Annotated in this window: 22 protein-coding genes; 17 read left to right on the forward strand and 5 right to left on the reverse strand. The window is 72.1% G+C overall.

The features are described from left to right. Positions 1-472: 472 nt before the first annotated feature. A complete protein-coding gene (locus tag CEB94_RS05650; RefSeq protein ID WP_175431112.1) occupies positions 473-1,261 on the forward strand; it encodes a pectate lyase in 789 nt (262 codons plus the stop codon). A 72-nt stretch (positions 1,262-1,333) separates the two neighbouring features. Here the strand turns inward: CEB94_RS05650 and CEB94_RS05655 are convergent, their stop codons facing one another. Continuing rightward, positions 1,334-2,092, reverse strand: a complete 759-nt coding sequence (locus CEB94_RS05655; RefSeq protein ID WP_175431113.1) for a PaaX family transcriptional regulator C-terminal domain-containing protein — start codon at positions 2,090-2,092, stop codon at positions 1,334-1,336. A 75-nt stretch (positions 2,093-2,167) separates the two neighbouring features. On the opposite strand from CEB94_RS05655, the gene CEB94_RS05660 reads away from it, so the two are divergent. Then, positions 2,168-3,853, forward strand: a complete 1,686-nt coding sequence (locus CEB94_RS05660; protein ID WP_175431114.1) for a DNA alkylation response protein — start codon at positions 2,168-2,170, stop codon at positions 3,851-3,853. 165 nt (positions 3,854-4,018) lie between these two features. Further along, positions 4,019-6,034 (forward strand): HEAT repeat domain-containing protein, encoded by a 2,016-nt coding sequence (locus CEB94_RS05665; RefSeq protein ID WP_175431115.1) that lies wholly within the window; start codon positions 4,019-4,021, stop codon positions 6,032-6,034. 27 nt (positions 6,035-6,061) lie between these two features. Here the strand turns inward: CEB94_RS05665 and CEB94_RS05670 are convergent, their stop codons facing one another. Then, on the reverse strand, positions 6,062-6,646 hold the full coding sequence (locus CEB94_RS05670; protein ID WP_175431116.1) for an Rv1733c family protein: 585 nt from the start codon (positions 6,644-6,646) through the stop codon (positions 6,062-6,064). A gap of 222 nt (positions 6,647-6,868) precedes the next feature. Between CEB94_RS05670 and CEB94_RS05675 the strand changes: the two genes are divergently transcribed. The 4 genes from CEB94_RS05675 to CEB94_RS05690 all read left to right on the forward strand — a co-directional run bounded on the left by CEB94_RS05675 (position 6,869) and on the right by CEB94_RS05690 (position 10,808). Further along, positions 6,869-8,026: a WD40/YVTN/BNR-like repeat-containing protein gene (locus CEB94_RS05675; protein ID WP_175431117.1), complete on the forward strand. Its 1,158-nt coding sequence runs from the start codon at positions 6,869-6,871 to the stop codon at positions 8,024-8,026. An 87-nt stretch (positions 8,027-8,113) separates the two neighbouring features. Continuing rightward, entirely contained in the window at positions 8,114-8,791 is a 678-nt protein-coding gene (locus tag CEB94_RS05680; RefSeq protein WP_175431118.1) for a uracil-DNA glycosylase, read from the forward strand. Beyond that, the gene (locus CEB94_RS05685; RefSeq protein WP_175431119.1) at positions 8,788-9,774 is read left to right on the forward strand and encodes an N-acetylglucosamine kinase; all 987 of its coding nucleotides are present in this window, start codon (positions 8,788-8,790) and stop codon (positions 9,772-9,774) included. Before CEB94_RS05680 ends, CEB94_RS05685 begins: the two co-directional genes overlap by 4 nt. Positions 9,775-9,884: 110 nt before the next feature. Next, positions 9,885-10,808 (forward strand): sirohydrochlorin chelatase, encoded by a 924-nt coding sequence (locus CEB94_RS05690; RefSeq protein WP_175431120.1) that lies wholly within the window; start codon positions 9,885-9,887, stop codon positions 10,806-10,808. A gap of 117 nt (positions 10,809-10,925) precedes the next feature. Here CEB94_RS05690 and CEB94_RS05695 read toward each other — a convergent pair whose 3' ends face one another. Both CEB94_RS05695 and CEB94_RS05700 read right to left on the reverse strand, forming a co-directional pair. Next, positions 10,926-11,951, reverse strand: a complete 1,026-nt coding sequence (locus CEB94_RS05695; RefSeq protein ID WP_175431121.1) for a lactonase family protein — start codon at positions 11,949-11,951, stop codon at positions 10,926-10,928. Between the two features lie 621 nt (positions 11,952-12,572). After that, positions 12,573-14,063 carry an FUSC family protein gene (locus CEB94_RS05700; protein WP_175431122.1) on the reverse strand — a complete coding sequence of 497 codons (1,491 nt, stop codon included), beginning with the start codon at positions 14,061-14,063 and terminating at the stop codon, positions 12,573-12,575. A 198-nt stretch (positions 14,064-14,261) separates the two neighbouring features. On the opposite strand from CEB94_RS05700, the gene CEB94_RS05705 reads away from it, so the two are divergent. The 4 genes from CEB94_RS05705 to CEB94_RS05720 all read left to right on the forward strand — a co-directional run bounded on the left by CEB94_RS05705 (position 14,262) and on the right by CEB94_RS05720 (position 19,288). Further along, on the forward strand, positions 14,262-14,738 hold the full coding sequence (locus tag CEB94_RS05705; protein WP_175431123.1) for an Lrp/AsnC family transcriptional regulator: 477 nt from the start codon (positions 14,262-14,264) through the stop codon (positions 14,736-14,738). 19 nt (positions 14,739-14,757) lie between these two features. Next, on the forward strand, positions 14,758-15,453 hold the full coding sequence (locus CEB94_RS05710; RefSeq protein ID WP_175431124.1) for an HAD family hydrolase: 696 nt from the start codon (positions 14,758-14,760) through the stop codon (positions 15,451-15,453). A 128-nt stretch (positions 15,454-15,581) separates the two neighbouring features. Further along, positions 15,582-18,398: a beta-L-arabinofuranosidase domain-containing protein gene (locus CEB94_RS05715; protein ID WP_175431125.1), complete on the forward strand. Its 2,817-nt coding sequence runs from the start codon at positions 15,582-15,584 to the stop codon at positions 18,396-18,398. Positions 18,399-18,535: 137 nt separating this feature from the next. Beyond that, positions 18,536-19,288, forward strand: a complete 753-nt coding sequence (locus tag CEB94_RS05720; RefSeq protein WP_175431126.1) for a DUF4142 domain-containing protein — start codon at positions 18,536-18,538, stop codon at positions 19,286-19,288. Between the two features lie 16 nt (positions 19,289-19,304). Here CEB94_RS05720 and CEB94_RS05725 read toward each other — a convergent pair whose 3' ends face one another. Next, positions 19,305-20,057 carry a LysR family substrate-binding domain-containing protein gene (locus CEB94_RS05725; RefSeq protein WP_175431127.1) on the reverse strand — a complete coding sequence of 251 codons (753 nt, stop codon included), beginning with the start codon at positions 20,055-20,057 and terminating at the stop codon, positions 19,305-19,307. 58 nt (positions 20,058-20,115) lie between these two features. Between CEB94_RS05725 and CEB94_RS05730 the strand changes: the two genes are divergently transcribed. The 6 genes from CEB94_RS05730 (at position 20,116) to CEB94_RS05755 (ending at position 26,100) form a co-directional block, all read left to right on the forward strand. Further along, entirely contained in the window at positions 20,116-20,499 is a 384-nt protein-coding gene (locus tag CEB94_RS05730; protein ID WP_175431128.1) for a DUF5997 family protein, read from the forward strand. Positions 20,500-20,698: 199 nt separating this feature from the next. After that, positions 20,699-22,057 (forward strand): sugar ABC transporter substrate-binding protein, encoded by a 1,359-nt coding sequence (locus CEB94_RS05735; protein WP_246111732.1) that lies wholly within the window; start codon positions 20,699-20,701, stop codon positions 22,055-22,057. Next, a complete protein-coding gene (locus CEB94_RS05740) occupies positions 22,054-22,974 on the forward strand; it encodes a carbohydrate ABC transporter permease (protein WP_175431129.1) in 921 nt (306 codons plus the stop codon). The genes CEB94_RS05735 and CEB94_RS05740 overlap by 4 nt, the downstream gene beginning before the upstream one ends. Continuing rightward, positions 22,971-23,915, forward strand: coding sequence for a carbohydrate ABC transporter permease (locus CEB94_RS05745; protein ID WP_175431130.1), 945 nt, complete (start codon positions 22,971-22,973; stop codon positions 23,913-23,915). Before CEB94_RS05740 ends, CEB94_RS05745 begins: the two co-directional genes overlap by 4 nt. Before the next feature lie 29 nt (positions 23,916-23,944). Next, a complete protein-coding gene (locus CEB94_RS05750; protein ID WP_175431131.1) occupies positions 23,945-24,853 on the forward strand; it encodes a 5-dehydro-4-deoxyglucarate dehydratase in 909 nt (302 codons plus the stop codon). Further along, positions 24,850-26,100, forward strand: coding sequence for a glucarate dehydratase family protein (locus tag CEB94_RS05755; RefSeq protein WP_175431132.1), 1,251 nt, complete (start codon positions 24,850-24,852; stop codon positions 26,098-26,100). The genes CEB94_RS05750 and CEB94_RS05755 overlap by 4 nt, the downstream gene beginning before the upstream one ends. The last annotated feature ends 67 nt before the right edge of the window (positions 26,101-26,167 follow it).

The raw sequence follows: 26,167 nt of genomic DNA on the forward strand, positions 1-26,167 counted from the left end.
CCACCGGGCGAAACCCGTGTGACCCGGGCTCCAGCGCCCGGCGGTGTCCGCGGTCGTGAAGTGGACGTGCCGATCAGAACGCCGACGGACACCGGCATGAACACGAGCCCACCGACGAACGTACGCATGCACGGAGTCCTCATCGACTCGCCCTCTCATGAAGGGAAGCGTCCGTTCGGCATGGTGGCATGGACATGGCTCGCATGGAAGCGCTCCCACACGATCGCCGCCGTGACCAGAAGCGGCCGAATGTGTTCTGCGCGAGGCGTTGACTAGAAAGCGCTTGCCCCCTACGTTCCGTTCAGCAGTGTGACCCGCTGGTGCGAACGAGGCGCTCGTAGCGGGCACAGTGAACAACATCGCGAACGTCATTCATGTACATGAAAACGGACGCTCCATGAAGGCACCCCACGAGACGCACGACCCGGAAGGCCCTGACCCCATCCACCCCCACGACAGAAGGAATCGGGACATGACTTCTGCGACACGTCCGCACACCCGCGGCCGCGCCTTGACCGGCGCACTGGCCACACTCGGCCTGTCGATTGGCATGATCATGACCACCCAGGCGCCCGCGGCGAGCGCCGCGACCTGGCCCACCCCCAACGGCAGCCAGGGCACCTCCTCCACCATCTCCGTGTCCGGCACCAAGGACTACGGCATGAAGCGGTACTACGGCACCGGAGAACTGGCCGGTGACGGCCAGGAGGAGGGCCAGGACCCGATCTTCAAGCTCGCGAACGGCGCGGTGCTGAAGAACGTCATCCTCGGTGCCCCCGCGGCCGACGGCATCCACTGCGAGGGCAGCTGCACGCTGCAGAACGTCTGGTGGGAGGACGTCGGCGAGGACGCCGCCACCTTCCGCGGCGGCAACGGCGCCACCTACCAGGTGATCGGCGGCGGCGCGAAGAAGGCGGCGGACAAGGTCTTCCAGCACAACGGCGGCGGCACGCTGACCATCTCCAACTTCGCGGTGCAGGAGTTCAAGACGCTCTATCGCTCCTGCGGTGACTGCTCCACGCAGTACACGCGCAAGGTCAACCTCAACACCATCGACGTGACCGGCACCGGCTCCACCGCGCGGCTCGTCGGCATCAACGTCAACCGCAACGACGTGGCGACCCTGCGGAACATCACGATCCGCAACGACTCCGGCCGCAAGGTCGTCCCCTGCCAGAAGTACAACAACAACACCGCCGTCGGCTCGGGACCCGACAGCAAGAACTGCCTCTACTCCACCTCGGACATCACCTACAGGTAGTCCCGGGCAGTCCCCCACGGTGAAGGCGGCCGTGCGGAGCGTCCCGCTGGGCGCTGCGCACGGCCGTCCGTGTCAGGTGCCGCGCACGCGCGCGCGTACCTCCCCGATCAGCTCCCGCTGATAGCCGGTGTAGGCGGCGCGCAGTTCGGTGCCCGGCCAGTCGGCGGGTAGGAGTCCGGGCGGCAGGACGGGGTCGGCGAGCAGGTGCCGTACGACGGCGGCGAAGGCGGTCAGGCGGCCGGCCGGGCGGCGCGCGCCGGCGATGTGGGCGAGCAGGTCCCGGGCCGTGGCGGACCAGGCGCCCAGCGGCCACAGCGTTTCGGCCAATTCGCCCGAGGGCCGGCCGGGGCGGGCCGAGTAGCGCTGGACCACCTGGTCCAGAACGCCGGGGAGGGCGCGGGTCAGGTTGGCGGGCCGCAGCCAGACGCCCTCGCGGAGTTCGGCGAGCCGAAGGGCGGCCAGCCGGGTGCGCAGGTCGGCGCGTTCGGCGGGGCCGCGTCCCGTCGCGGTGATCACGACCATCTCCCAGTCGCCGTCCCACGGGCGCGTGCGCGGGTGCACGGCGTCGTCCTGGCGGCGCTGGCGTTCCAGCAGCCGGTCGCTGAGGCGGTAGCCGCCGTCCGTGCGCCGCAGGTCTCCGGCGGCCACCATCCGGCTGAGCGCCGCCCGCAGGGTCGAGCCGCCGACGTCGAAGCCCTCCACGAGCCGCACGAGTTCCCTGACCGGCAGTTCGGGGGGATGCGTCCCGAGGAGCAGGCTCAGCACGACCGACCGCGCGGACAGCGGGCGCAGATCGAGCGCGCCGGACCGCGCCGGGACGTTCATCGGCATGGTCACGTACTGTACGCGGCGGACGTCGGTGTTGCAGGATTGCTGCGGTCGCAGTCATAGTGCAACACTCGCGGCATGGTCTCGACACCGCACGAACATCAGGCGTACGGCGGACCCGCCACGCACGACGTCACCAACCAGGCCCCGCCCCTCACCCCATACGACGCCTCCGACGACACGGCCCTGCTGGAGGGGCTGCGGCGGGAGGGCGCGGGGTGGGCCGAGGAGGACCTGCGGCGGCTCGGGCGGCAGGCCGGCAGCGCCCAGGCACAGGAGTGGGCCGACCTGGCCAACCGGCACGAGCCGGAGCTGCGCACGCACGACCGGTACGGCAACCGCGTCGACGAGGTCGAGTTCCACCCCGGCTGGCACCACCTGATGCGCACGGCGATCGCGGAGGGACTGGCCGCATCACCCTGGGCGGACGACCGGCCCGGCGCCCATGTCGTGAGGACCGCCGGCGGACTGGTGTGGGGGCACACCGAGGCCGGGCACGGCTGCCCCACGTCGATGACCTACGCGGCCGTCCCGGCCCTGCGCCGGCAGCCGGAGCTGGCGAAGCTCTACGAGCCGCTGCTGACGAGCCGGGAGTACGACCCCGTCCTCAGGGAACCGACGCAGAAGCGCGGTCTGCTGGCGGGCATGGGGATGACCGAGAAGCAGGGCGGCTCCGACGTCCGGACGAACACCACGACGGCCACGCCCACGGCCGAGCCCGGGGTGTACACGCTGCGCGGGCACAAGTGGTTCACCTCGGCGCCGATGTGCGACGTGTTCCTGGTCCTGGCCCAGGCTCCGGGCGGGCTGTCGTGTTTCCTGGTGCCGCGTGTGCTGCCCGACGGCACCCGCAACACCTTCCGCATCCAGCGGCTGAAGGACAAGCTGGGCAACCGCTCCAACGCCTCCTCCGAGCCCGAGTTCGACGGGACCGTGGCCTGGCTGGTCGGCCCCGAGGGGCAGGGCGTGAAGACCATCATCGAGATGGTCAACTGCACACGGCTGGACTGCGTGATGATGTCGGCCGCGCTGATGCGCAAGTCCCTCGTCGAGGCGGGGCACCATGCGCGCCACCGCAGCGCGTTCGGCGCGCGGCTCGTGGACCAGCCGCTGATGCGCAACGTTCTCGCCGATCTTGCGCTGGAGTCCGAGGCCGCCACGACGCTGACCCTCCGGCTGGCGGGGGCGGCCGACCGGGCGATCCGCGGGGACGAGGGCGAGGTCGCGTTCCGCCGGATCGCCACCGCCGTCGGCAAATACTGGGTGACCAAGCGGGGCCCGGCCTTCACCGCGGAGGCCCTCGAATGCCTCGGCGGCAACGGCTACGTGGAGGACTCGGGCATGCCCCGGCACTACCGCGAAGCTCCCCTGCTGTCGATCTGGGAGGGCTCGGGGAACGTCAACGCCCTCGACGTGCTGCGGGCACTGAGCCGCGAACCGGGCACCGCGGAGGCCCTGTTCGGCGAGCTGGACCTCGCCCGGGGGGCGGACGCCCGGCTGGACGCGGCCGTGGCACGGCTCAAGACGGGACTGTCCGAGGCATCACAGACGACGGCACGCCGTCTCGTGGAGCAGACGGCACTGACGCTCCAGGCCTCCCTCCTCGTCCGGCACGCCCCTCCGGCGGTCGCCGACGCGTTCTGCGCGACGCGGCTCGGGGGTGACTGGGGGCACGCGTTCGGGACGCTGCCCCAGGCCGCGGGCCTGGCCGCGATAGTGGAACGGGCGCTGCCCGGCGGCGGCCGGGGCGCCGGGACGGACTGACGGGGCGCCGGAGCCGACCGACGGGGCGAGGAGGGCCGGCCCGCCCGGGCGGGCCGACTCGAACTCAAGCCACAGTTCGCGCACAGTCATCTCCCGATTCCGCTTCGTTGTCAGTGCCGTGGTGCAGACTCCCCGTCAGTGGCACATCGTCTGGGGGAGGACACCGTGTTCAGGGGGATCGACGAGGTCGACTGGGCCTCGCTGCGCCACGCGTACGGCAGCGCGGAGGACGTGCCCGGATTACTGCGGGGACTGGCCTCCGCCGACCCGGCCGAGCGGCAGACCGCGCTCGACGGGATGTACGGCGCCGTACACCACCGGGGCGATGTGTACGACGCGACGGTCGCCTGTGTTCCGTTTCTTCTCGCGCTCGCCGTCCGCGAGGAGGTGCGGGACCGGGCGGGAGTGGTGGAGCTCCTCGTCAGCATCGGCGACATCGGCGGTGCCGGCGATGATCTCGCGGTGAGAGCGCGTTCCGCCCTGCGTGCGCGTGCCGACGTCTTCGTCCGGCTCGCGGGCGACGCGGACGCCGGAGTGCGCCGGGCGGTCCCCGGGGCACTGGTGCGGTTCCTCGACCGGCCGGCGCGGGTGCTCGCCCTGGTGCGGGAGCGGATCACCGTGGAGCGGGACGACCGGGTCCTGTTCGCGCTGGCCGAGAGCCTCGGCCTGTTCGCGCGGCGCTACCGCCTCACCGACGATGCCCACGCCGCCGAGGCGGTGCGCCTGCTGACCGAGCTGAGCGGGCCCCCCTACGGCCCCGGACTCCGGCTCGCCGCACTCGGCCAACTCGCGGGGTGCGCCCCTGATCTGCTCCCCAACGATCTCGTCCCGACCGTCGTCCGGCTGCTGAGGGACAGATCCGGGCAGCGGACCGGGGCGGGGCACCCGTACGACTGTCCCGGTCCGGACACGCTCGCCGGCCGGCTGCTGCGGCTGCGCCCCTCGGACGAGGAGGGCTCCCGGCTGCTGCGGACCCTGCACTGCGCGCTCGGCAGCCGGGTGGCCGAACGGGTCGCCCTGCTGTGCGGGCAGTTGACCAGCCCGGATCCCCTCGACCGGTGCAACGGCGTGTGGATGTCGGCCGCGCTGTTCCGTGAGTGGCGTACCGGCCACGCGGAGCCCGTCGTCCTCATCGGCAATCAACTGGGCGCGGAGGAGGGCCGGTTGCACGACGCGTCGGTCGCCGTCCTGGTGGAGCTCTCGGAGCTGGCCGCGCCCGCCGCGGACCACCTCCACGCGCTGGTGGCGTACCGCCCCGAGCTCCGTACACGGCACGGGGAGCGGGGTGCGCCGGCGCTGGGCGGTCCGCTCAAGGCGCTGGCCGGCACCGGGGACGCGCGGGCCACGCCGGTGCTGGCCGAGGTGCTGGCGGGCCCGGTCGTACCGGACGACCTGGGGCTGGTGATACCCCGCCTGGGCCCCGCGGCCGTGCCGCTCGCCCCGGCGCTGCGGCGACGGCTCGCCCGTGTGCCGCTCGATGCGTCCGGCCTCCACGAGCGGGCCGTTCCCCTGCTGTCGGCACTCACCGCACTGGGCGACGTCGAGTCCACACCCGCGGTCCTGCGTCTGCTGCGCGGCATGCCGGACGGGCTGCGGCGGCGCGACACCGTCACCGAAGCGGCGGCCCGCGCCCTCGGCGCGTTCGGCGGCGCCGCGCGCGAGGCGGTACCGGAGCTGCGCGGGCTGCTGGAGACCGACTGTGCCGTCGCGGCGGCGGAGGCGCTCTGGTCGGTCACGGGCGACGCGGATGCCGTGCTGCCCGTGCTGCTGCGGGAGTTGACGGGCACCGGGGCCGGCCGCCGACGGCGTGCGGCGGCCGCACTGGGGCGGCTGGGCCGGGCGGCCCGTCCGGCCCTGCCCGGGCTGCGCGAGCTGGCCGGCTCCGGTGACGCGTGGGCGCGGGCCACGGCCGCATGCGCGGTGTGGCGGACAACCGGGGAACCGGAACACTTCCTTCCCGTTCTCCGCTCCACGTGGGTGGAACACCCGCGCACGCGCAGAACGATCGCCGAGTGCGCCTCGGCACTGGGACCGGCGGGAGCGCCCCTGCACGACATGCTCCGAGCGGAGCTCGCCTCTCCCCGACGGCACCGCACCGACTCCGGCGGCCACGGCATACACGAGGACCTGGGGTTGCTGCGGGCGTGCCGGGAGGCGCTGGCCGGGCGGGGGAACCGGTAGGGGCCTCACCCCGTCGTGCAGGGGGCCTCACCCCGTCGTGCGCCCCCACATCGGGCCGAAGCGGGACCACTCATCGTCCCACTGGGCGATGCGGCGACGCTCCAGGCGGCCGCGGAGGGCGCGGCCGGCGACCAGGGGTACGGCCGCGGCGCAGAGGCCTGCCACGCCGCCGATCAGGAAGGCTCGGACGCGGGCCTGGGACCCGGTGACGGGCCGGGTGACCTGGCGGCCCTCGGGGTCCGTCCACACGGTGACCGGAGCCCCGGCGGCGCTGCCCGCCGGGACCCGCAGCTGCCCGGAGTGCTCGGAACCGTCCGCGGCGGTCCACCGTGCCGTCGCCCACACCTGCTCCGCGTGAGACACATGGGCGTCCTCGGAGGCAGTCCCGGGAGCGCGCTCGGCGAGCCGTGCCACCAGGGGGCGCCACTCGACGCGCTCCCGGGCCAGTCCCTCCGCCACGGAACGGCTCACCGTCGTCCCTGCCAGCACCCCGACGAACACGGTGAGCGCCCACACGCCCAGGACGACCCAGGCCTCCACCCTGTCGGCCCGGCGCTTGAGCGGATTGCGCCGCCAGCGCCACAGCCACACCTTCGGACCACGTAACGCCATCGGAGGCCTCCTCCTCACGAGCCCACGACCATCCCGCCGCTCTCCCCATACGGACGGCGGCGCCTGGATGCTCACTGCACCTGCCCGGCGTGCCTGCTCCACGGGCCCCCGGCTCTGCCCCGCCCCTGCGAGCGCCCTCCGGAGCCGGCCCGCCGGACTCCGCTCACACGCCGTCGACACCCCGCTGACCTGCGGCAGAGCGCGGCCCGGAGGTGACTGTCAGTGGTCGGGTGCAGACTGGCCGGTGTCCGGGACGAAGGCGTCGACGAAGACGCCGCGGAGGTGATCGGCATGACCGAGGTACTGCTCGCCGTGGGCACGCGCAAAGGCCTGTTCATCGGGCGCCGGCGAGGTGGTGGCGCCTGGGAGTTCGACGAGAGCCCCTACTTCAACGCACAGGCCGTGTACTCGGTCGCCATCGACACCCGGGCCGGGACCCCGCGGCTGCTGGTCGGCGGCGACAGCGCGCACTGGGGCCCGTCCGTGTTCCACTCCGACGACCTCGGCCGGACCTGGACCGAACCGGCCCGTCCGGCCGTCAAGTTCCCCCAGGACACCGGGGCGTCCCTGGAGCGGGTGTGGCAGCTGCACCCGGCCGCCGCCGAGCCGGACGTGGTGTACGCGGGCACCGAACCGGCCGCGCTGTACCGCTCGGAGGACCGCGGGGAGACGTTCGAGCTGGTCCGGCCCCTGTGGGAGCACCCCACGCGGTCGAAGTGGGTGCCGGGCGGCGGCGGTGAGGGCCTGCACACCGTCCTCACCGACGCGCGCGACCCGAAGGCGGTGACGGTCGCCGTCTCGACCGCCGGCGTGTTCCGCACACTGGACGGCGGCGCGAGCTGGACACCCTCCAACTCGGGTGTCTCCGCGGTGTTCCTGCCCGATCCGAACCCGGAGTTCGGCCAGTGCGTGCACAAGGTCACGCGGGACGCGGCCTCCCCGGACCGGCTGTATCTGCAGAACCACTGGGGGGTGTACCGCAGCGACGACGCGGGCGCGCACTGGACGGACATCGGCGAGGGCCTGCCGTCCACCTTCGGCTTCGCGGCGGTGGCGCACCCTCACCGTGGCGACACGGCGTACGTGTTCCCGATCAACGCCGACGCCGACCGGGTCCCGGCCGACCGCCGGTGCCGGGTCTACCGGACGGCGGACGCGGGCAAGAGCTGGGAGCCGCTCTCGGCGGGGCTGCCCCAGGAGGACCACTACGGCACGGTGCTGCGCGACGCGATGTGCGCGGACGACGCCGACCCGGCGGGCGTCTACTTCGGCAACCGCAACGGCGAGGTGTTCGCGTCGGCGGACGACGGCGACAGCTGGCGACAGCTCGCCTCGCATCTGCCGGACGTGCTGTGCGTGCGGGCCGCGCTCGTCGGCTGAGCGGCGGACGAGACGGGGGACGAGGGTGCGCACAGGCGTTGGCCACCGGTTGATCGCCGCTGCCCGTACGGCAGTAGGGTGACGCCCGTGGCACCACGACCCTTGCATGAAATCGTCGAAGCGGGCTGGGCGAAGGCCCTGGATCCGGTGGCCGAACGCGTCGCCGCGATGGGGGACTTCCTCCGCGCGGAGATCGCCGCGGGACGCACCTACCTCCCGGCCGGGCCGAACGTTCTGCGGGCTTTCCAGCAGCCCTTCGACGACGTGCGCGTCCTGATCGTCGGTCAGGACCCGTACCCCACTCCGGGGCACGCGGTGGGGCTGTCGTTCTCGGTCGCGCCCGAGGTGCGGCCGCTGCCCGGCAGCCTCATCAACATCTACCGCGAGCTGACCACCGACCTGGGGCTCCCCCAGCCGTCCGACGGTGACCTCACGCCCTGGACGCAGCAGGGCGTGCTGCTGCTCAACAGGGCGCTGACCACCGCACCGCGCAAGCCCGGTGCTCACCGGGGCCAGGGCTGGGAGGAGGTCACGGAGCAGGCCATCCGGGCCCTGGCGGGGCGGGGCAAGCCGCTGGTGTCCATCCTGTGGGGCCGTGACGCCCGCAATCTGCGTCCGCTCCTGGGCGACCTGCCCTCCGTCGAATCCGCCCACCCCTCCCCCATGTCGGCCGACCGGGGGTTCTTCGGCTCCCGCCCGTTCAGCCGGGCCAACGACCTGCTGATCCGCCAGGGCGGCCAACCGGTGGACTGGCGTCTGCCGTGACCGGGGCGTCGGAGGGCTCCGGGTTTCTCGCCGTGGACTCCGGCGGCTCCGGGCTGCGGGCCGTGGTGGGGACCGCCGAGCGCGGACCGCTGGCCCGGCGGGCGTCCGGTGAGCCGGTCCGCACGGATGAGCGGGGCATCGACCCCGAGCACTTCATGGCGCAACTCGTGCCGTTGGTGCGCGCCTTGACCGCAGAGGCGGGACCGGTGCCGTTGACCACCGTCGTCGTCGGCGCGGCCGGGCTGGCCTCCCTCGGTGACGGGCTGCGCGCCGAACTGCCGGGCGCCCTGGCCCGGGAGTGGGGCGTGCGCAGGGTCGCGCTGGCCGCCGATGCCGTGACCGGTTACGTGGGTGCGCTCGGGCCACGCCCCGGTGCCGTGATCGCCGGCGGTACGGGACTGATCGCGATCGGCACCGACCTCACCGGCTGGCGGCGTGCGGACGGCTGGGGGCATCTGCTCGGCGACTGCGGCGGCGGCGCCTGGATCGGCCGGGCCGGTCTCGAGGCCGCGCTGCGCGCCCACGACGGGCGCGAGGACGGCTCGGCCCGGCTGCTGGCCTGCGCCGAGGAGGTGTTCGGGCCCGTCGCCGGGTTGCCCGGCGCCCTGTATCCCCGTCCTGACCGTCCCGCCGTGCTCGCCTCCTTCGCACCCGGCGTGGCCGCCTGCGCCGGCGAGGACCCCGTCGCCGCGGGCATCCTGCGCGTGGCCGCCCGGCACATGGCCGACTCCGCGGCGGCCGTGTGCCCCTCCGGCGGTGAGCCACGCGTCGCCGTCACCGGCGGCCTGTTCCAGCTGGGCGACCCGCTGCTCGGGCCCCTGGACGAGGAACTGACGCGGCGGCTCCCGCACGCGCGGCGGGTGCCGGCCGAGGGCGATCCGCTGCACGGCTCGGTGCGCATCGCGGCCGGACTCAGCACCGGTTCGCTCGCGCTGCCGGGTGACGAGACGATGCTGTCCGTGACCACTCGGCCGGGTGATTGATCCGATCACCTCCCACCCGTACGTAACTCATCAGACAAAACAGGACGGATACCGCTCACCTGCACCCTCCCCGAACAGGGGAACCCAAGAAGCCAGTAACATGCGGCGCCATGAGTTCCCCCACTGGGCCCGCGGATGGCCTGCCCGTACGAATGCCGCGCCCCCGCCAGCCCGGACGGCACCGTCGTCCCGAGCCGCTGGTTGCTCCCGAGGGCGCGCCCGCGCTCGTCCTCGCCGTGCCGGGGACGCCCAGTAGCGCCACGCGCAGCCTCGCCGAGGAGGTCGTGAGCATCGCCCGCTCCGAGCTGCCGGGCCTCGACGCCCGTATCGGGTACCTCGACGGGGACAACGCGGAGTTCCCCTCGCTGCAGGCCGTGCTCGTGCACGCCGCCGAGGAGCGCACGGCCCGTTTCGAGCGGGCCCGCGCCGCGGGCATGGATGTCAAGATGCCCGACGGCCCCGTCGCCGTCGTCGTGCCGCTGCTCGCCGGCCCGGACAGCGCACTGCTGCGCCGGGTCCGTCAGGCCCTCATGGAGAGCCGGGTCGCCGCCGAGCTGACCGACGTCCTCGGCCCGCACCCGCTGCTCGCCGAGGCGCTGCACGTGCGGCTGTCCGAGGCCGGTCTGGCCCGTGCGGACCGCGCCCGGCTGTTCACCGTGGCGACCGCCGCGGACGGCATCATCCTGGCGTCGGTGGGCGGTGACGAGGCCGTGCAGGCGGCCGGGATCACGGGCATGCTGCTCGCCGCGCGCCTCGCCGTGCCGGTGATGGCCGCGGCCCTGGACCAGGAGGGCTCCATCGCGTCCGTCGCCGAGCAGCTGCGCTCCTCGGGCTCGCAGCAGCTGGCGCTCGCGCCGTATCTGATCGGCCCGGAGATCGAGCCGGGTCTGGTCGAGGAGGCCGCGAAGGAGGCGGGCTGCTCCGCAGCCGAGTCGCTCGGCCCGTACCCGGCGATCGGCAAGCTCGCCCTGGCCAAGTACACGACGGCGCTGGGCATCGCGCCGCAGCAGGCGCAGAGCGCGCCGGTGCGCTGACGCGAGGCGCTGCGCGTAACGACGAGAAGGCCGCTCCGACTCGGAGCGGGCCTTCGTCGTCGGGGCGCCTGGCGGGGGGTGTGGCTTCTCCTCACCCGAGGGGCACGCACGAAGTCCTCAGCCGAGGGCCACGCACGACGCCGCCGTCACTCTGATCGAGCCGCCTCGTCGGGGGACGCCCGTGAGCGGGTCGACCGCGAACCATGTCACGTCCCCGGAACGCTCGTTGGCGACGTACAGGAAGCCACCCCTGGCGGTGAGGGCACGCGGCCAGTGGCCGCCGCAGTGCACCGTGGTGACGAGCCGCAGCTCCTCGCCCTCGACGGCCAGCACGGACAGGACGTCCTCACCACGGGTGGCGGTCCAGACGAAGCGGCCGTCGGGCGAGGTGGCGATGCCCGAAGGGTAGGCGTCGCGCGCCGGTGCGCCGGGCAGGACCGGGGTTTCGGACAGCGGCGTCAGGACGCCTTGGGCCGCGTCCCAGCGGCACACAGTGACGGACGGGCTCAGTTCGTTGACGACGTACGCGTGCGAGCCCTCCGGGTGGAAGGCCAGGTGGCGGGGTCCCGAGCCGGGCCGCAGGGCGGTCTCCCGGTGCAGGACGAGGGCGCCGTCCGTCAGCGTGCACACCCGCACCGAGTCCGTGCCGAGGTCCACGCTGACGGCCCAGCGGCCGCTCGGGTCGGGCTGCACCTGGTGGGCGTGCGGCCGCTGCTGACGGGGCGTGTGCGGCCCGGCGCCGCTGTGCCGGAGCACGCCGGAAGCGGACCGCGCGAGGGTGCCGTCGGGGCGGACGGGGACCGCGGTGACGCTGCCGGAGCCGTAGTTGGCGGTCAGGACGTGTCCGGCGAAGAGGCTGAGGTGGGTGGGACTGCTGCCGTCGACCGGCACGGGCCGCCCGGCCGGCTCGGGCTTGTCCCCGGCCACCCGGTACGCGGCCACCGCACCCTCAACCGTCTCACTGACCGCGTAGAGCGTCTCCCCGTCGGGCGCGAGGGTCAGGTAGGAGGGATCCTGGACTACGTTCACGCTGCTCAGCACGGTCAGCGCGCCGCTGCCGGCGTCGACCTCCGCCGTCACTATCCCGGGGCCGCCGGCCGCCGTGAACGACCCGATGAACGCCCGTCGCCTGCCGTCCGCCACCGCTGTCCCCTCTCGCCCGCGCCGCCCGAGAGGACCGCGCAACCGATCATGCAAGGTCTAGACCAAGCGGTCAAGGATGGTTCGCCCGTCAGGCCTGGCCCGACGGAGTACGCAGCGGCCGGGCCGACTCGGCCGGGGCTCGCTCCGGCCACGCGCGAAGCGCCCCGGCAGGCGCCGGCGGGCATACGCTCAGCGGGCGGACCAGCTCGGCCGAGGCACGTCCGGGTGACACGCGACCGCCCCGCCAAGCCCCCACCAGCGGCGTGCACGACAGGGGGCCGGCTCGGGCCACGGCCGGCTCCAACCGACACGGGAGCACCCCTTCGGGCCCCCAGCGGCGCGCAGAGCAGAGGGCCAGTTCGGGCCACGGCCCGCTCCGGCCGACACGGGAGCACCGCCCCTAAGCGGCGCGCACGACAGGGTCCGCTCGGCCGCAACCCGCTCCAGCCAACACGGGAACGCCCCCTCAAGCCCCCAAGCAGCGCGTACAACAGGCGGCCAGCACGGCCGCAGCCCGCGCCAGCCAACACCCCAGCGCCCCCTCAAGCCCGCCACCAGCGGCATGTACGACAAGGGGCCGGCTCGGGCGCAGCACGCTCCCGGCAGCGCGGAAGCGCCCCGTCAGGTGCCCACCAGCGGCGAGCCCGACGGTGTGCGCAGGGGGCGGGCCAGTTCTGACAGGGCTCGTTCCAGGCCGTGCAGGTGGGCCAGGGCCGGTTCCGCGTGGGGCTGTCCGTCCGCGTGGACCGCGATGTCCCTGCCCTCGGTGAGGGCCTCAACGGCGGCCTCCACCCGTCGGCTGGCCGTGGCCAGACGGGCGTCGTGGGAGGCCTCCGGGTCGGCCGCGACGGCGACCAGGCCGCGGATCTCCCGGGCGCAGTCGTCGAGGAGGGCGAGCACGTGCCGGGCCCGCCGCTTGCGGCCGAGCATGGGGTTCAGCGGGTGTACGAGCGGGGCGATCGAGAGCCGTACCCGGGCGAGGAGCTGCTCCAGTTCCGTCACCCGCGGGGCCGGGTCGGCGTCCGCCGCACCCGCCAGCCGCCAGGCGGTCTCGACGGCGCAGGCGTGCACGCAGCGCAGGGCCCGCCGAATCCAGGCGTCGGTGATGCTGTGGGTGGTGACGGGCAGGACGAGGATCACGGCCAGGGCGGCGCCGAGCGCCCCGACGCCGGTCTCGGCGAGGCGCAGGGCGAGCAGGTCCGGGCCGAGGACGCCGAGGAGGCCGTAGAGAAGTCCGGCGAGGAGGGTGACCCAGAGCATCATCCAGGTGTAGGACACGGCGGCCGTGTAGAAGATGCCGAAGACGCAGGCGGCGGCGAGCGCGGCCGTGACGACCGGGTCGCCGTGCACGGGCAGGGCCACGAGCAGCCCGAGGCCGATGCCGATGACCGTGCCGAGCAGCCGCCGGAAGCCGCGGACCAGCGTCTCGCCGCGCGAGGTGGTGTTGACGAAGATCCACCAGGTGGCGCCGACGGCCCAGTACCAGCGCTGCCCGGAGACCAGCTGGCCCACGACGAGGGCGAAGCCGGCTCCGGCGGTCGCCTGGATCGCCTGGCGGGTGGTCACCCGGGCCAGGCCGGTGCCGCCCGGCGGGGCGGGCACGACGGGCGGCGGCAGCCGGCGCTCGTAGCACCACAGGCCGAAGCGCACCGCGGACGCGGCGAGGACGGACAGCAGGACCGCGGCGTACAGCTGAGGCAGCTGGTCGGTGGTGGCGTGCAGGAACTGCGCCACGAAGTAGGTCATGAACGCGAACACGCCGAGGCTGTGCCCGCGCGGGCCCCAGCGGCGCGCGTACACGCCCGCGCCGACCACGGCGAGGAAGGTGAGGTCACGGGCCACCGGGTGGCCGTGCAGCTCGGCCGCCGCGGTGAGCACCGGCAGGCCGACGGCGGGCAGCAGCGCGGTCGTGACGGCCTGGCCGCGGACCGTGGCGTCGGTGACGGTGAACAGGGCGAGCAGGGCGGCGAGACCGCCGGTGACGGCACCCGCGAGGGAGTGCCCGGCGAGACCGCACACGGCGACCGCGAGCGTGATGCCGAGCACGGCACGCGCGGCGAACCGCGCCCGTGTCCGCCCGGGATCCGGAGCCATGAACACCCTCTTCAGCACCGCTTACCGCCTCCTTCGAAACACCGGTCATGAGCACACATGAAAAAGGCGCCGCGGGGTCCGCAGCGCCATCGACGCACCTATACCAGCATCCCGGAGGCCACTGGCTCAACAGGCTCCTTCTAGACTGGTCCATTGGTACAGCGGAAGCGGTCTGGAATCGGCCGTGACAGAGCCAACGGACGAGGAGGACGCGCCGTGCCCGTGGACGAGCTCGACACCCGCATCCTGCGGTTGCTGCTGGAGCAGCCGCGCACGAGCGTGCGCGAGTACGCCCGGATCCTCGGTGTCGCCCGGGGCACCCTTCAGGCCCGGCTCGACCGGCTGGAGCGCGACGGCGTGATCACCGGCACCGCACCGGCCCTCTCCCCCGCCGCGCTCGGGCATCCGGTGCTGGCGTTCGTGCACGTCGAGGTCACCCAGGGCCATCTCGACGAGGTGGGCGACGCGCTCGCGGCGGTGCCGGAGATCGTCGAGGCGTTCTCGATCACGGGCGGCGGGGATCTGCTGGCCCGGGTGGTGGCGCGGGACAACGCGCACCTGGAGGACGTCGTCCAGAAGCTGATCAGCATGCCCGGGGTGGTGCGCACCCGTACCGAGGTCGCGCTGCGCGAGCGCGTGTCCCACCGGCTGCTTCCGCTGGTGGAGTCGATGGGGCGACCGGCCCGCGGATGATCTTTGAGACGATGGCGGTATGAGCAAGCTCCGCGGAATATCGGTCATCTTCGATCTCGACGGGACGCTCGTGGACAGCGAGCCGCACTACTACGAGGCAGGCCGTCAGACGCTCGCCGCGTACGGCGTCCACGACTTCACCTGGGCGGACCACGAGCGGTACGTCGGCATCAGCACGCAGGAGACGGTCGCCGACTGGAAGGACCGCTACCGGCTGCCCGCCTCGATGGACGAACTGCTCGCCGCCAAGAACCGCCGCTACCTGGAGCTGGCCCGCAGCGCCACGCGCGCCTACCCGGAGATGCGCACCTTCGTCGAACTGCTCGCGGCCGAGGGCGTGCCGATGGCCGTGGCCTCGGGCTCGTCCCCGCAGGCCATCGCGGCGGTGCTGAGCGGAACCGGGCTGGGCGCGCATCTGCACACCGTGGTCTCCGCCGACGAGGTCGCGCACGGCAAGCCGGCTCCGGACGTCTTCCTGGAGGCGGCCCGCAGGCTGGGCGCGGCCCCGTCCGACTGCGTCGTACTGGAGGACGCCGCCCCGGGCGTCGCCGCCGCGCACGCGGCCGGCATGCGGTGCCTCGCGATCCCGTACGTCCCGGCACAGGCGGACGCACCGGAGTTTGGCACCGCCGGTCTTCTTCTGCGAGGCGGCCAGGAGGAGTTCACGGCGCGGTCCGCCTACGACTGGCTCGTGAACTCCGCCGGTCTTTCCTGAACTCGCCTCTCCCGACCCGTTGACGCTCCCCCGTCCCCTCCCTAGGGTCTGGTCGATCATCCGCACAGCGTTCGGGATATCGACCAGGAGAACGCTCCTGATCACCATGGACCCTTGGAGGAGCACACATGGCACGGCCCCTCTCCAGACGATTCCTTCTTCAAGCCGCCACCGCCGCCGCCACCGTCCCCGGGCTGTCGCAGGCGGCGACGGGACGGGCCGCGGCGGCTCCCGTCTCCGCCGCCGCCGACAGCCCGTCCGCCTGGACCGTACGGCCCTTCGGGCTGGAGGACGTGAGCCTCGGGCAGGGCGTCTTCGCCGACAAGCGGAGGCTGATGCTGGATCACGCCCGCGGCTACGACGTGAACCGGCTGCTCCAGGTGTTCCGCGCCAACGCCGGTCTGGCCACGGGCGGCGCGGTCGCGCCCGGCGGCTGGGAGGGCCTGGACGGCGAGGCCAACGGCAACCTGCGGGGCCACTACACCGGCCACTTCCTGACCATGCTGGCGCAGGCGTACCGCGGCACGAAGGAGCAGGTGTTCGCCGACCGGATCACCACCATGGTCGGGGCGCTGACCGAGGTGCGCGCGGCACTGCGGCGGGATCCGGCGGTGCTGAGCGTCGCAGGGAAGTTCGGGGCCGCCGCGGATCAGGTCCGCGGCTCCTACCAGTACGTGGACCTGCCGGCCGCCGTGCTCGGCGGGGCCTCGGCGATCACCCTCTCCGTCTGGGTCCGGCCCACGCACGACGCCGACTGGACCCGCGTCTTCGACTTCGGCGACGACACCAGCCGCTACCTGTACCTGGCCGCACGCAACCAGGCCGGGGTGCCGCGCTTCGCCGTCACCACGTCAGGAGCCGGTGGTGAGCAGGGCCTGAACGGCACGGCCGCGCTGCCGCTGAACCAGTGGAGCCACCTGGCGGTCACGATCGGGGGCGGCACCGGCACGCTGTACGTCAACGGCACCGCAGTGGCGCGCAACACGGCGATGAGCCTCACCCCGGCGGCTCTCGGCACGCTGAAGAACAACTGGCTGGGCCGCTCGAACTACTCGGCCGACCCCGTCTTCGCGGGCGCCTACGAGGAGTTCAACGTCTTCTCGCGGGCGCTGACCGCCGCCGAGATCACCCAGTTGCAGAGCCGCCGGGCCGCCGACGCCTCGACCGGCCGGGGCGACCTGGCCTCGTACGCCTTCGACGAGACGGCCGGCGGGACCTTCGCGGACTCCTCCGGCCGGGGCCTGACCGCCACACTGCGCCGCACCTGGGGCGGACCCAGCCACCCCGGGTTCCTCGCGGCGTACCCGGAGACGCAGTTCATCGACCTGGAGTCGAGGACCACCTCCGACTACACCAAGGTGTGGGCGCCGTACTACACCGCGCACAAGATCCTCCGGGGCCTGCTCGACGCGTACACCGCCACCGACGACCACCGGGCCCTCGACCTCGCGTCCGGCATGTGCGACTGGATGTACTCCCGGCTGTCGAAGCTGCCTGAGGCCACGCTGCAGCGCATGTGGGGGATCTTCTCCAGCGGCGAGTTCGGCGGCATCGTCGAGGCGATCTGCGATCTGCACACGATCACCGGCAAGGCCGAACACCTCGCGCTGGCCAAGCTGTTCGACCTGGACCGGCTGATCGACGCGTGCGCCGCGAACACCGACGTCCTCGACGGGCTGCACGCCAACCAGCACATCCCCATCTTCACCGGCTATGTGCGGCTGTACGACGAGACGGGCGAAGAGCGCTATCTCACGTCGGCGAGGAACTTCTGGGACATGGTCGTCCCGCACCGCATGTACGGCATCGGCGGCACCAGCACCCAGGAGTTCTGGAAGGCGCGGGACGTGATCGCGGGCACGATCAGCCCGACCACGGCCGAGACCTGCTGCGCGTACAACATGCTCAAGCTGAGCCGGACCCTGTTCTTCCACGAGCAGGACCCGAAGTACATGGACTACTACGAGCGGGCCCTGTACAACCAGGTGCTCGGCTCGAAGCAGGACAAGCCGGACGCGGAGAAGCCACTCGTCACGTACTTCATCGGGCTGTCGCCCGGTCATGTCCGGGACTACACGCCCAAGCAGGGCACGACCTGCTGCGAGGGCACCGGCATGGAGAGCGCCACGAAGTACCAGGACTCGGTGTACTTCGTGAAGGCCGACGGCAGCGCCCTGTACGTCAACCTGTACAGCCCGTCCACCCTGACCTGGGTGGAGAAGGGCGTGACGGTCACGCAGTCCACCCGCTTCCCTCAGGAGCAGGGCAGCACGCTGACCTTCGGGGGCCGTCGCGCCTCCTTCACGCTGCGGCTGCGCGTGCCGTCCTGGGCGACGGCCGGGTTCCGGGTGACCGTCAACGGGCGTGCGGTGTCCGGGACTCCGAAGCCGGGCGCCTACTTCGACGTGTCCCGGAGCTGGCGGGCCGGCGACACCGTCCGGATCGCCATGCCGTTCCGGACGCGGGTGGAGAAGGCGCTGGACGATCCGTCCCTGCAGACCCTCTTCCACGGCCCGGTCAACCTGGTCGCCCGGGACCCCGCCACGGAGTACCTGAAGGTCGGGCTGTATCGCGACGCCGGCCTGTCGGGCGATCTGTCGGCCTCCCTCGCGCCGGTGCCGGGCAAGCCGCTGCACTTCACCCTGGGCGGAAGGGAGTGGGTGCCGTTCGCGGAGGGGACGGAGGATCCGACGCACGCCTACTTCCGGCGTGCCGAGCCGAAGGTCGTGTTCGGCGGCCGGGACTCGGGGGTCGCCAACCCGGCGAAGGCCGACGGCACCACGCTCCTGGACGAGATCTGGGCCGGGGCGCCGTTCAGGAACAAGGGGGCGCTGGTGGCCCGGGTGCGGTCCGTGGTGAACGCGTGGGTGACGGCCGGGCTGCTGAGCCGGGCGGACGGGGACATGGTGGTGGCGACGGCGGGGGCTGCTTCGTACCAGCCCTGAGCACCTGCCGGACGAGGGGTGTGCGACGTCCGTGGTGGGCGCCGCACACGCCCGAACTTTTTTGCGGCGGGGGTGATTGTTTCGCTCCTGGCATCCGTACCTCTTGCTGTTGGGCCGTTCATATCCCAGGAGGCACGATGCGCATCTCGCGCAGCACGGCAGGAACCGCGTTCGTGGGCGGAGCGTTGATCCTTACGCTGACCGCGCTCGCCTACCCGAGCATGCTGGGCGTGCAGAACACGGCTTCCGGCCAGGACCGGATCATCGCCAACACCCAGTACGGGCCGCTGACCGAGGCGGACCGCGACTTCGTGGTCAAGGTGCGCGCGGCCGGGCTGTGGGAGCACCCCCTGGGGCTCCTGGTCATGCAGCGCGGCGGGTCGGCCGCGATGAAGGAGGCCGGCGAGCACCTGGTCGTCGGACACGGGCGGCTCGACGCCGCGTGCCGCAGGGTCGCCCCCGAGCTGGGCATCACGCTTCCCAACCAGGCGTCGCCGCAGCAACAGCAGTTCGTGGCGACCGTGGAGGGCGCGCAGGGGCAGGAGTTCGACTCGACCGCGACGAGCATCATGCGGGTCACCCACGGCCAGATCTTCTCTACGATCGCCAAGATCCGCGCCAACACGAGGAACACACTGGTACGTCAGCTCGCCGACCAGGCCAACTCCACCGTGCTGGACCACATCACGATCCTGGAGAAGACCGGCCTGGTCAACCACGAGCAGGTCAACCTCATGCAGACCAGCCCGCCCAAGATGCCCCAGGAGATGACCACACCGCCGCCCCCACAGCCGGGCTCGCCCGTGCTGACCCTGAAGATCCCCAAGGACATCGAGGACCTGCGCACGGAGGCTCCGAACGCACTCCTGCCGTCGCCCTCGGCGGGATAGGCGCGGGAGCCGGGGGTCAGGAGCGGCGGCGGGGCTTGCCCCGCTTGCCGCCCTTCGAGGTACCGCCGGAGGATCCGCGCCGGTTCGCGCCCGGCGACCTGGCGGGCTGCGGCTTGCGGCGATCGTCGCGCTGGGGCTTGTCCTGCGCGGGAGGCTGCTGGCGGCCCCGGGTGCTGTTGGCCGTGCGGCCGCGGACGATGCCGATGAAGTCCTCGACCTGGTCCGTCTTCGCGTCCTCGGGCCAGGCCAGGGCCACGCTCGACTCGGGGGCGTCCTTGAGGGGCCGGTGGGTCAGGTCCTTGCGGTGGTGGAGGCGGGCGAGCGACAGCGGGACGACGAGGACGCCGATGCCCGCCGCGACCAGTTCGACGGCGTCGGCGGTGGTGGCGGGCCGTTCGAGGGCGGGCCGCCCGGGGAGGCTCCGCCAGTCGAGGACGTCGTCGAGGGGATGCAGCACGATGTCGTCGGCCAGGTCTTCCGGCGCCACCTCGTCGACGGCCGTGACCAGGTGGTCCTTGGGCACGACGACGACCGTCTGCTCGGTGTAGAGGGAGATGGCGCTGAAGACCGTCCGGTCGACGGGCATCCGTACGAGACCCGCGTCGGCCTCCCCGCCGCGCAGCCGTTCGGCCGCGGCTCCGGCGGGCACCTGGGTGAGGATCAGCGGGACGCCGGGCTGCCGCTCGTTCCAGATGCGCACCCACTTGTCGGGCATCACCCCGGGGACGTAGGCGAGCCGGAACGAGGGGGTTTCATCCGAGCCTGTCACCGGGCCAGGTTACCGGCCGTGGTCAGGGGGCGTGCACACGCTCGATACGCTGGTCTCCATGACGTCGCACCAGAGCACCCAGACGATGAAGCCCGCTACCGCGGCGAAGAAGCTGGGTGTGTACCTCGAGGCCACACCCGCCGAGTTCCGGGAGGGTGTCGTCTCGCGCGCCGAGCTGAACGAGCTCCAGGCGAACCCGCCGCAGTGGCTGCAGGACTTGCGGCTCAACGGCCCGCACCCCCGGCCGGTGGTCGCCGCGAAGCTCGGCGTCTCCATCGCCGGCCTCGCCCGCGCGGGCGTCACCGAGCCCCTCACCACCGAGCAGATCGAGGCGCTGAAGCAGGAAGGCCCCGAGTGGCTCGAGCGGGAGCGCACCACTCAGGCGGAGGTCCGCAAGGAAGCGGAGCGGATCAAGAAGAAGAACGCCGAACGTCAGGCCTGACCCGGGCACCAGTCATTTTCGGACGGCCCCCACCGGATGATCCGGTGGGGGCCGTCGCTGTTTCCTCGGTGTCCCTGGGCGTCGTGTGTCGTCGGTGAAAACTTTCAGCCATGTCTTGACATGCCGACGAAACGATCCGTAGCTTGGCCGATCATTTAGATTCGTGAAGTGAGTTCACGGATATGAACGGAGACCACCCATGCGGGATCGCCGACGCAGCATCGATATGCGGCTCCGCCGCGTGCACCGCCTGGCTGCCGTGCTCGCCGTCTCGGGGCTCATGTTCGGAACGGCCGCCTGCGACGCCGGTTCCGGCAGCGCCGGCAGCGGTGACCCGAACACACTGGAGGTCTGGACCCGGAGCAATCCGGACTCGGCCGCCACCTACGACCGGGTCTTCGCCGCCTTCACCAAGAAGACCGGCATCAAGATCGACTACCAGCCGGTCATCAACTTCGACCAGCAGCTCCAGAGCCGGGCGTCCACCAAGGACCTGCCGGACGTCATGATCAACGACACGGCGCTGATGGGCAGCTACCAGAGCCAGGGCCTGCTCAAGCCGATCGACCCCGCGTCGATCACCGGCGGCGACCAGATCACCGACAAGTCCTGGTCGTCCACGGTGGGCATCGACAGGAAGCACTACGGCGTTCCCTATTCCCGGCAGGCCCAGACCCTGATGATCCGCACGGACTGGCTGAAGAAGCTCGGCCTGAAGGCGCCGACGACCTGGCAGGAGATGCTCTCCGTCGCCAAGGCCTTCGCCACGAAGGACCCCGACGGCGACGGCAAGGCCGACACCTACGGCATGGTCGTGCCGGGCAGCGCGCAGAACGGTTACGCGGCCTGGTGGGGCGCGAGCTTCCTGTGGCAGGGCGGCGCGAAGATCATCGAGTCGGCCGGCCAGGGCAAGTACGCCGCCGCCATGGACTCGGCCGCCGCGGTCGACACCGTGACCTGGATGAAGGACAACCTCTTCTGCGGCAGGAAGGGTGTCGTCCAGCCCGGCGCGCTCACCGCCGTGACGTCGACGGCCACCAACTTCCAGGACGGCAACGCCGGGATGTACATGACCGGTCCGTACAACATGACCACCTTCGACGGCACGCTCGGCAAGGACACGTACGAGGTCGTCCCGGCTCCCGCGGGCCCGGCCGGCGGCGATGTGCTGGCCGACGGCGAGAACGTCTACCTCGGCGCCAAGACCGGCAAGGACAAGCAGGAGCTGGCGCTGGCCGCGTTCCTGGTCTCGCCCGAGGGCCAGAAGATCGCCATGACCAGTGTCGACGGTCACCAGCCCGTCGTCCGCATCCCCGTGAACTCCACGCTGGACGCGGCGAAGGTCACGAAGGACGCCCGCTGGAGTGTCGTACAGAAGGCCTACGAGGACGCCTCCGAGCAGTTCCCCAACGCGCCGGACTTCGCCCCGATCAAGCAGGACACCGCCGACGCGCTCAACTCGATCTTCACGTACTGCGGCGGTGACGTCCGCTCACAGCTCAAGGCGCTCAACGACACCCTCGCCGGCGACCTCAAGGACCAGGACCTGCTGAAATGACCGCTACCGTCCCCGCCCCCGCGGCACGCAGAAGCCCCGGCAAAAGGGCCTTCAGCAAGAAGGCCGTCGTCCCCTGGCTCTTCCTGGCTCCGGGCCTGCTGCTCGCCCTCGTCTTCAAGTTCTGGCCGATGGTCAAGGGCATCCGGCTCAGCTTCTTCGACGTGCGGCCTTTCCTCGGCGACCAGTGGATCGGCCTCGACAACTACACGAGGGTCCTGACCGACCACCGCTTCCAGGACGCCATCGGGCACACCCTGATCCTGGGCATAGGCCAGGCGGTCGGCGCGATCCTGCTCGGGTTCGCCCTCGCCCTGCTGCTCGAGGGCCAGGCCCGCTCGCTGAGGATCCTCCGTACCGCCGTCTTCCTGCCCGCCGTCACGGCCACCGCGGTCGTCGGCGAGCTGTGGCGGCTGATGTACTACCCGACCTCCGACGGCCTCCTCAACAGCGGCCTGCATCTCCTCGGCCTCGGGCCGGTCCCGTTCCTCGACAACCCGGACATCGCGCTGTACTCGACTATGGCCATGGGCATCTGGATCTGGGCCCCGTACAACATGGTGATCTTCCTCGCCGGTCTCGCGGGCGTGGACCGCTCGCTGTACGAGGCGGCGGCGATGGACGGCGTCTCGCTGTGGCAGCGGCTGCGCTACGTCACGCTTCCCGCGATCCGTCCGGCGCTCATGATCGTGCTCACGCTCGCCACGATCCGTGGACTGCGCGTGTTCACCGAGGTCTACGTCCTCACCGGCGGCGGCCCCGCCGGGTCCACCGACGTGTGGATGACCCGCGCCTACACCCTGGGTTTCACCCGCAACGACATCGGCGGCGCCTCCGCGGCTTCGGTCGTCCTGCTCTGCGTGACGCTGCTGCTCACCGTCATGGTCAACCACCTCCGCAAGAGGGGAGGAGCGCGATGAGCGCCCCCGTCATCGACCCCGTCCGGCCGGCGGCCCCTGACACCCCGGCCGGACGGAGCACCAAGGCGCAGCGGACCACCCCGGCCCGCTTCGACACCGCCCTCGGCTGGAACGACGGACCCGGTCTCGCCTGGGCCCTGCGCGTCCTGCTCTGTCTGATCGCCCTCGCCGTCTTCGCGGCGCCGTTCCTGACGATCTTCTCGGGGGCCTTCACCACCAACCCCAGCGGCTCCTCACTGTCGTTCCTGCCGCACGGCAGCACGCTGTCGAACTTCACGGTGGCGGGCGAGCGCGGCATCTGGGACTACCTCGGCAACTCGCTGGTCATCGCGGGCGGCGGGCTGCTGCTCCAGCTCGTGGTGTGCACGCTCGCCGCGTACGCGCTGGCCCGGCACCGGTTCCGCGGCCAGGCGCTGGTCATGATGCTGTTCATGATGACGCTGATGCTGCCGGAGGAGGTCATCGCGATCCCTCTGTCGCTGGTCCTCGGTGACGTGCCGGTGGTCCACCTGGATCTCAAGGGCACGGTCTGGGGCGTCATCCTGCCGCTGGGCGCCTGGGGCTTCTCGGTGATGATGCTGACCGAGTTCATGCGGGACATCCCCACCGAGATCGAGGAGGCGGCCCGCCTCGACGGCGTCGGCGAACTGCGGATGCTGTGGCAGATCATCCTGCCGCTGTGCAAGCCCGCGCTCGGCGTGGCCGGGGTGCTTGGCTTCATCATGATCTGGGACCAGTACCTGCTGCCCCTGATCGCCGCCAAGGATCCCACCGACTACACGGTCACCGTCGCCCTGTCCATCCTGCGCACCGACCCCGAGGTCGGCTCCGGGGTGGTGCTGGCCGGTGCGGTCATCGCTCTCATCCCCAGCCTGATCGTCTATCTGCTCCTCCAGCGCTCGCTGGTCACCGGCATCGCCGCCGGGGCCACCAAGGGCTGATCCCCCAACCCCCCACAAATGAGGGAGACATGAAGTTCCACGGAGTGCTGTTCTTCCCGGTCACGCCGTTCGCGGCGGACGGTTCACTGGACGAGGAACGGCTGGCCCAGCACATCGAGTCGGGTGTCGCCGCGGGCGCGGGAGGTGTGTTCGTCGCCTGCGGCACCGGAGAGTTCCACGCGCTGTCGTCCGAGGAGATCGAGCGGGCCACCCTGGTCGCCGTCAAGACCACGGCCGGACGGGTGCCGGTCCTCGCGGCGGCCGGCGGTCCCACGCCGGTCGCCAGGGATCAGGCCGCCCGGGTCGAACGCGCCGGTGCCGACGGCATCCTGCTGCTGCCGCCCTACCTGGTCAGCGCCCCGCAGCAGGGCCTCGTGCGGTACGTCGAGGAAGTCACCGCGGCCACGGACCTGCCCGTCGTCTTCTACCAGCGCGGCACCGCCCGGCTCACGGCACAGACGGCTGCCCAGATCGCCGCCCTGCCGGGGGTCGTCGGCCTGAAGGACGGCATCGGGGACATCGAGCGGATGCACCGCATCGTCCGGGCGGTGCGGGCCGTGCCGGGCACGGAGGACTTCCAGTTCTTCAACGGGCTGCCCACCGCCGAGATGACCGCGCCCGCCTACCAGGGCATCGGCGTGGAGCTGTACTCCTCGGCGGTGTTCGCCTTCGCCCCGGAGATCGCCCTGGCCTTCCACCGGGCCCTCGCCGCGGACGACGACGCCCTGGTCTCCCGGCTCCTCGACGAGTTCTACGGTCCGCTCGTCGCCCTGCGCGACGAGGTCCCCGGGTACGCCGTGTCACTCGTCAAGGCCGGGGTGACCCTGCGGGGCCTGGACGTCGGCGGCGTACGCGCGCCGCTGCTCGATCCGACACCGGAGCATGTCGCCCGGCTGTCCGAACTCCTCGACCACGGACTGGAGGTGGCCGGCGCATGAGCTCCGCACGCATCCGTGAGCTGATCATCACCCCGATCGCGTTCGGCGACCCGCCGCTGCTCAACTCCAACGGTGTGCACGAACCGCTGGCCCTGCGGGTCATCCTCCAACTGGTCCTGGAGGACGGCACGGTGGGTCTCGGCGAGTCGCCGGGCGGGGCGGCCCGGCTGGAGCGGCTGCACGCCGCCGCGAAGGTGGTGGCCGGCATGGACGTGTTCGACACCACCGCCGTGGCCGCCGCGATCGACGCGGCGCTGCTGCCGACCGTGCCCAGTTCCCACGAGCGCGGCTGGACCACCTCCGCGGTGGAGGTGGCCTGTCTCGACGCGCAGGGCAAGCTGCTCGGCCGTCCGGTCAGCGACCTGCTGGGCGGCACGGTCCGGGACTCGGTGCCGTTCGCCGCGTACCTCTTCTACAAGTGGGCCGAACACCCCGCCCTCGACGGCCGTGCGGCGATCGGCGACGACTGGGGCGCGGCCCTCGACCCGGCCGGCATCGTCGAACAGGCCCGGCTGATGCAGGAGCGCTACGGCTTCAAGTCGTTCAAGCTCAAGGGCGGTGTCTTCCCGCCCGACGAGGAGATCGCCGCGATACGCGCCCTGGCGGAGGCCTTCCCCGGGCAGCCGCTGCGCCTCGACCCGAACGTGGCGTGGACGGTCGAGACGTCGAAGTACGTCGCCCGTGAACTCGAAGGCGTGCTGGAGTACTTGGAGGACCCGACCAAGGGCATCCCCGGCATGGCGGAGGTCGCGAAGGACTCCCCCATGCCGCTGGCGACCAACATGTGCGTGATCGCCTGGGAGCATCTGAGGCCGGCCGTCGAGCGGCACGCCGTCCAGGTCCTGCTCACCGACCACCACTACTGGGGCGGGCTGCGCCGCACCCGCGAACTGGCTGCCGTGTGCGAGGCGTTCGGGCTCGCCCTGTCGATGCACTCCAACTCGCACCTGGGCATCAGTCTGGCCGCGATGACCCATGTCGCCGCGGCCATCCCCAACCTCGACCACTCCTGCGACACGCACTACCCGTGGAACTCGGCGGACGACGTGATCGTCCCGGGCGTACTGGAACTACGCGACGGGGAGGTCAAGGTGCCCACCGGACCGGGGCTGGGTGTCGAGCTCGACCACGACCGGCTGGAGCGACTGCACCGGCGATACGTCGACTCGGGGATGCGCAGCCGGGACGACACCGGCTACATGCAGAGGTTCCAGCCGGAGTACGAACTGAGGCTCCCCCGCTGGTGACAGCCGTACGAGACGTGCGCGAAGTTGATCGCGGCGTTACGGGACGTACCTTCGCGTGCCCGCTTTC

The sequence above is a fragment of the Streptomyces hawaiiensis genome (assembly GCF_004803895.1).
In the GTDB taxonomy this organism is placed as follows: Bacteria; Actinomycetota; Actinomycetes; order Streptomycetales; family Streptomycetaceae; genus Streptomyces; species Streptomyces hawaiiensis.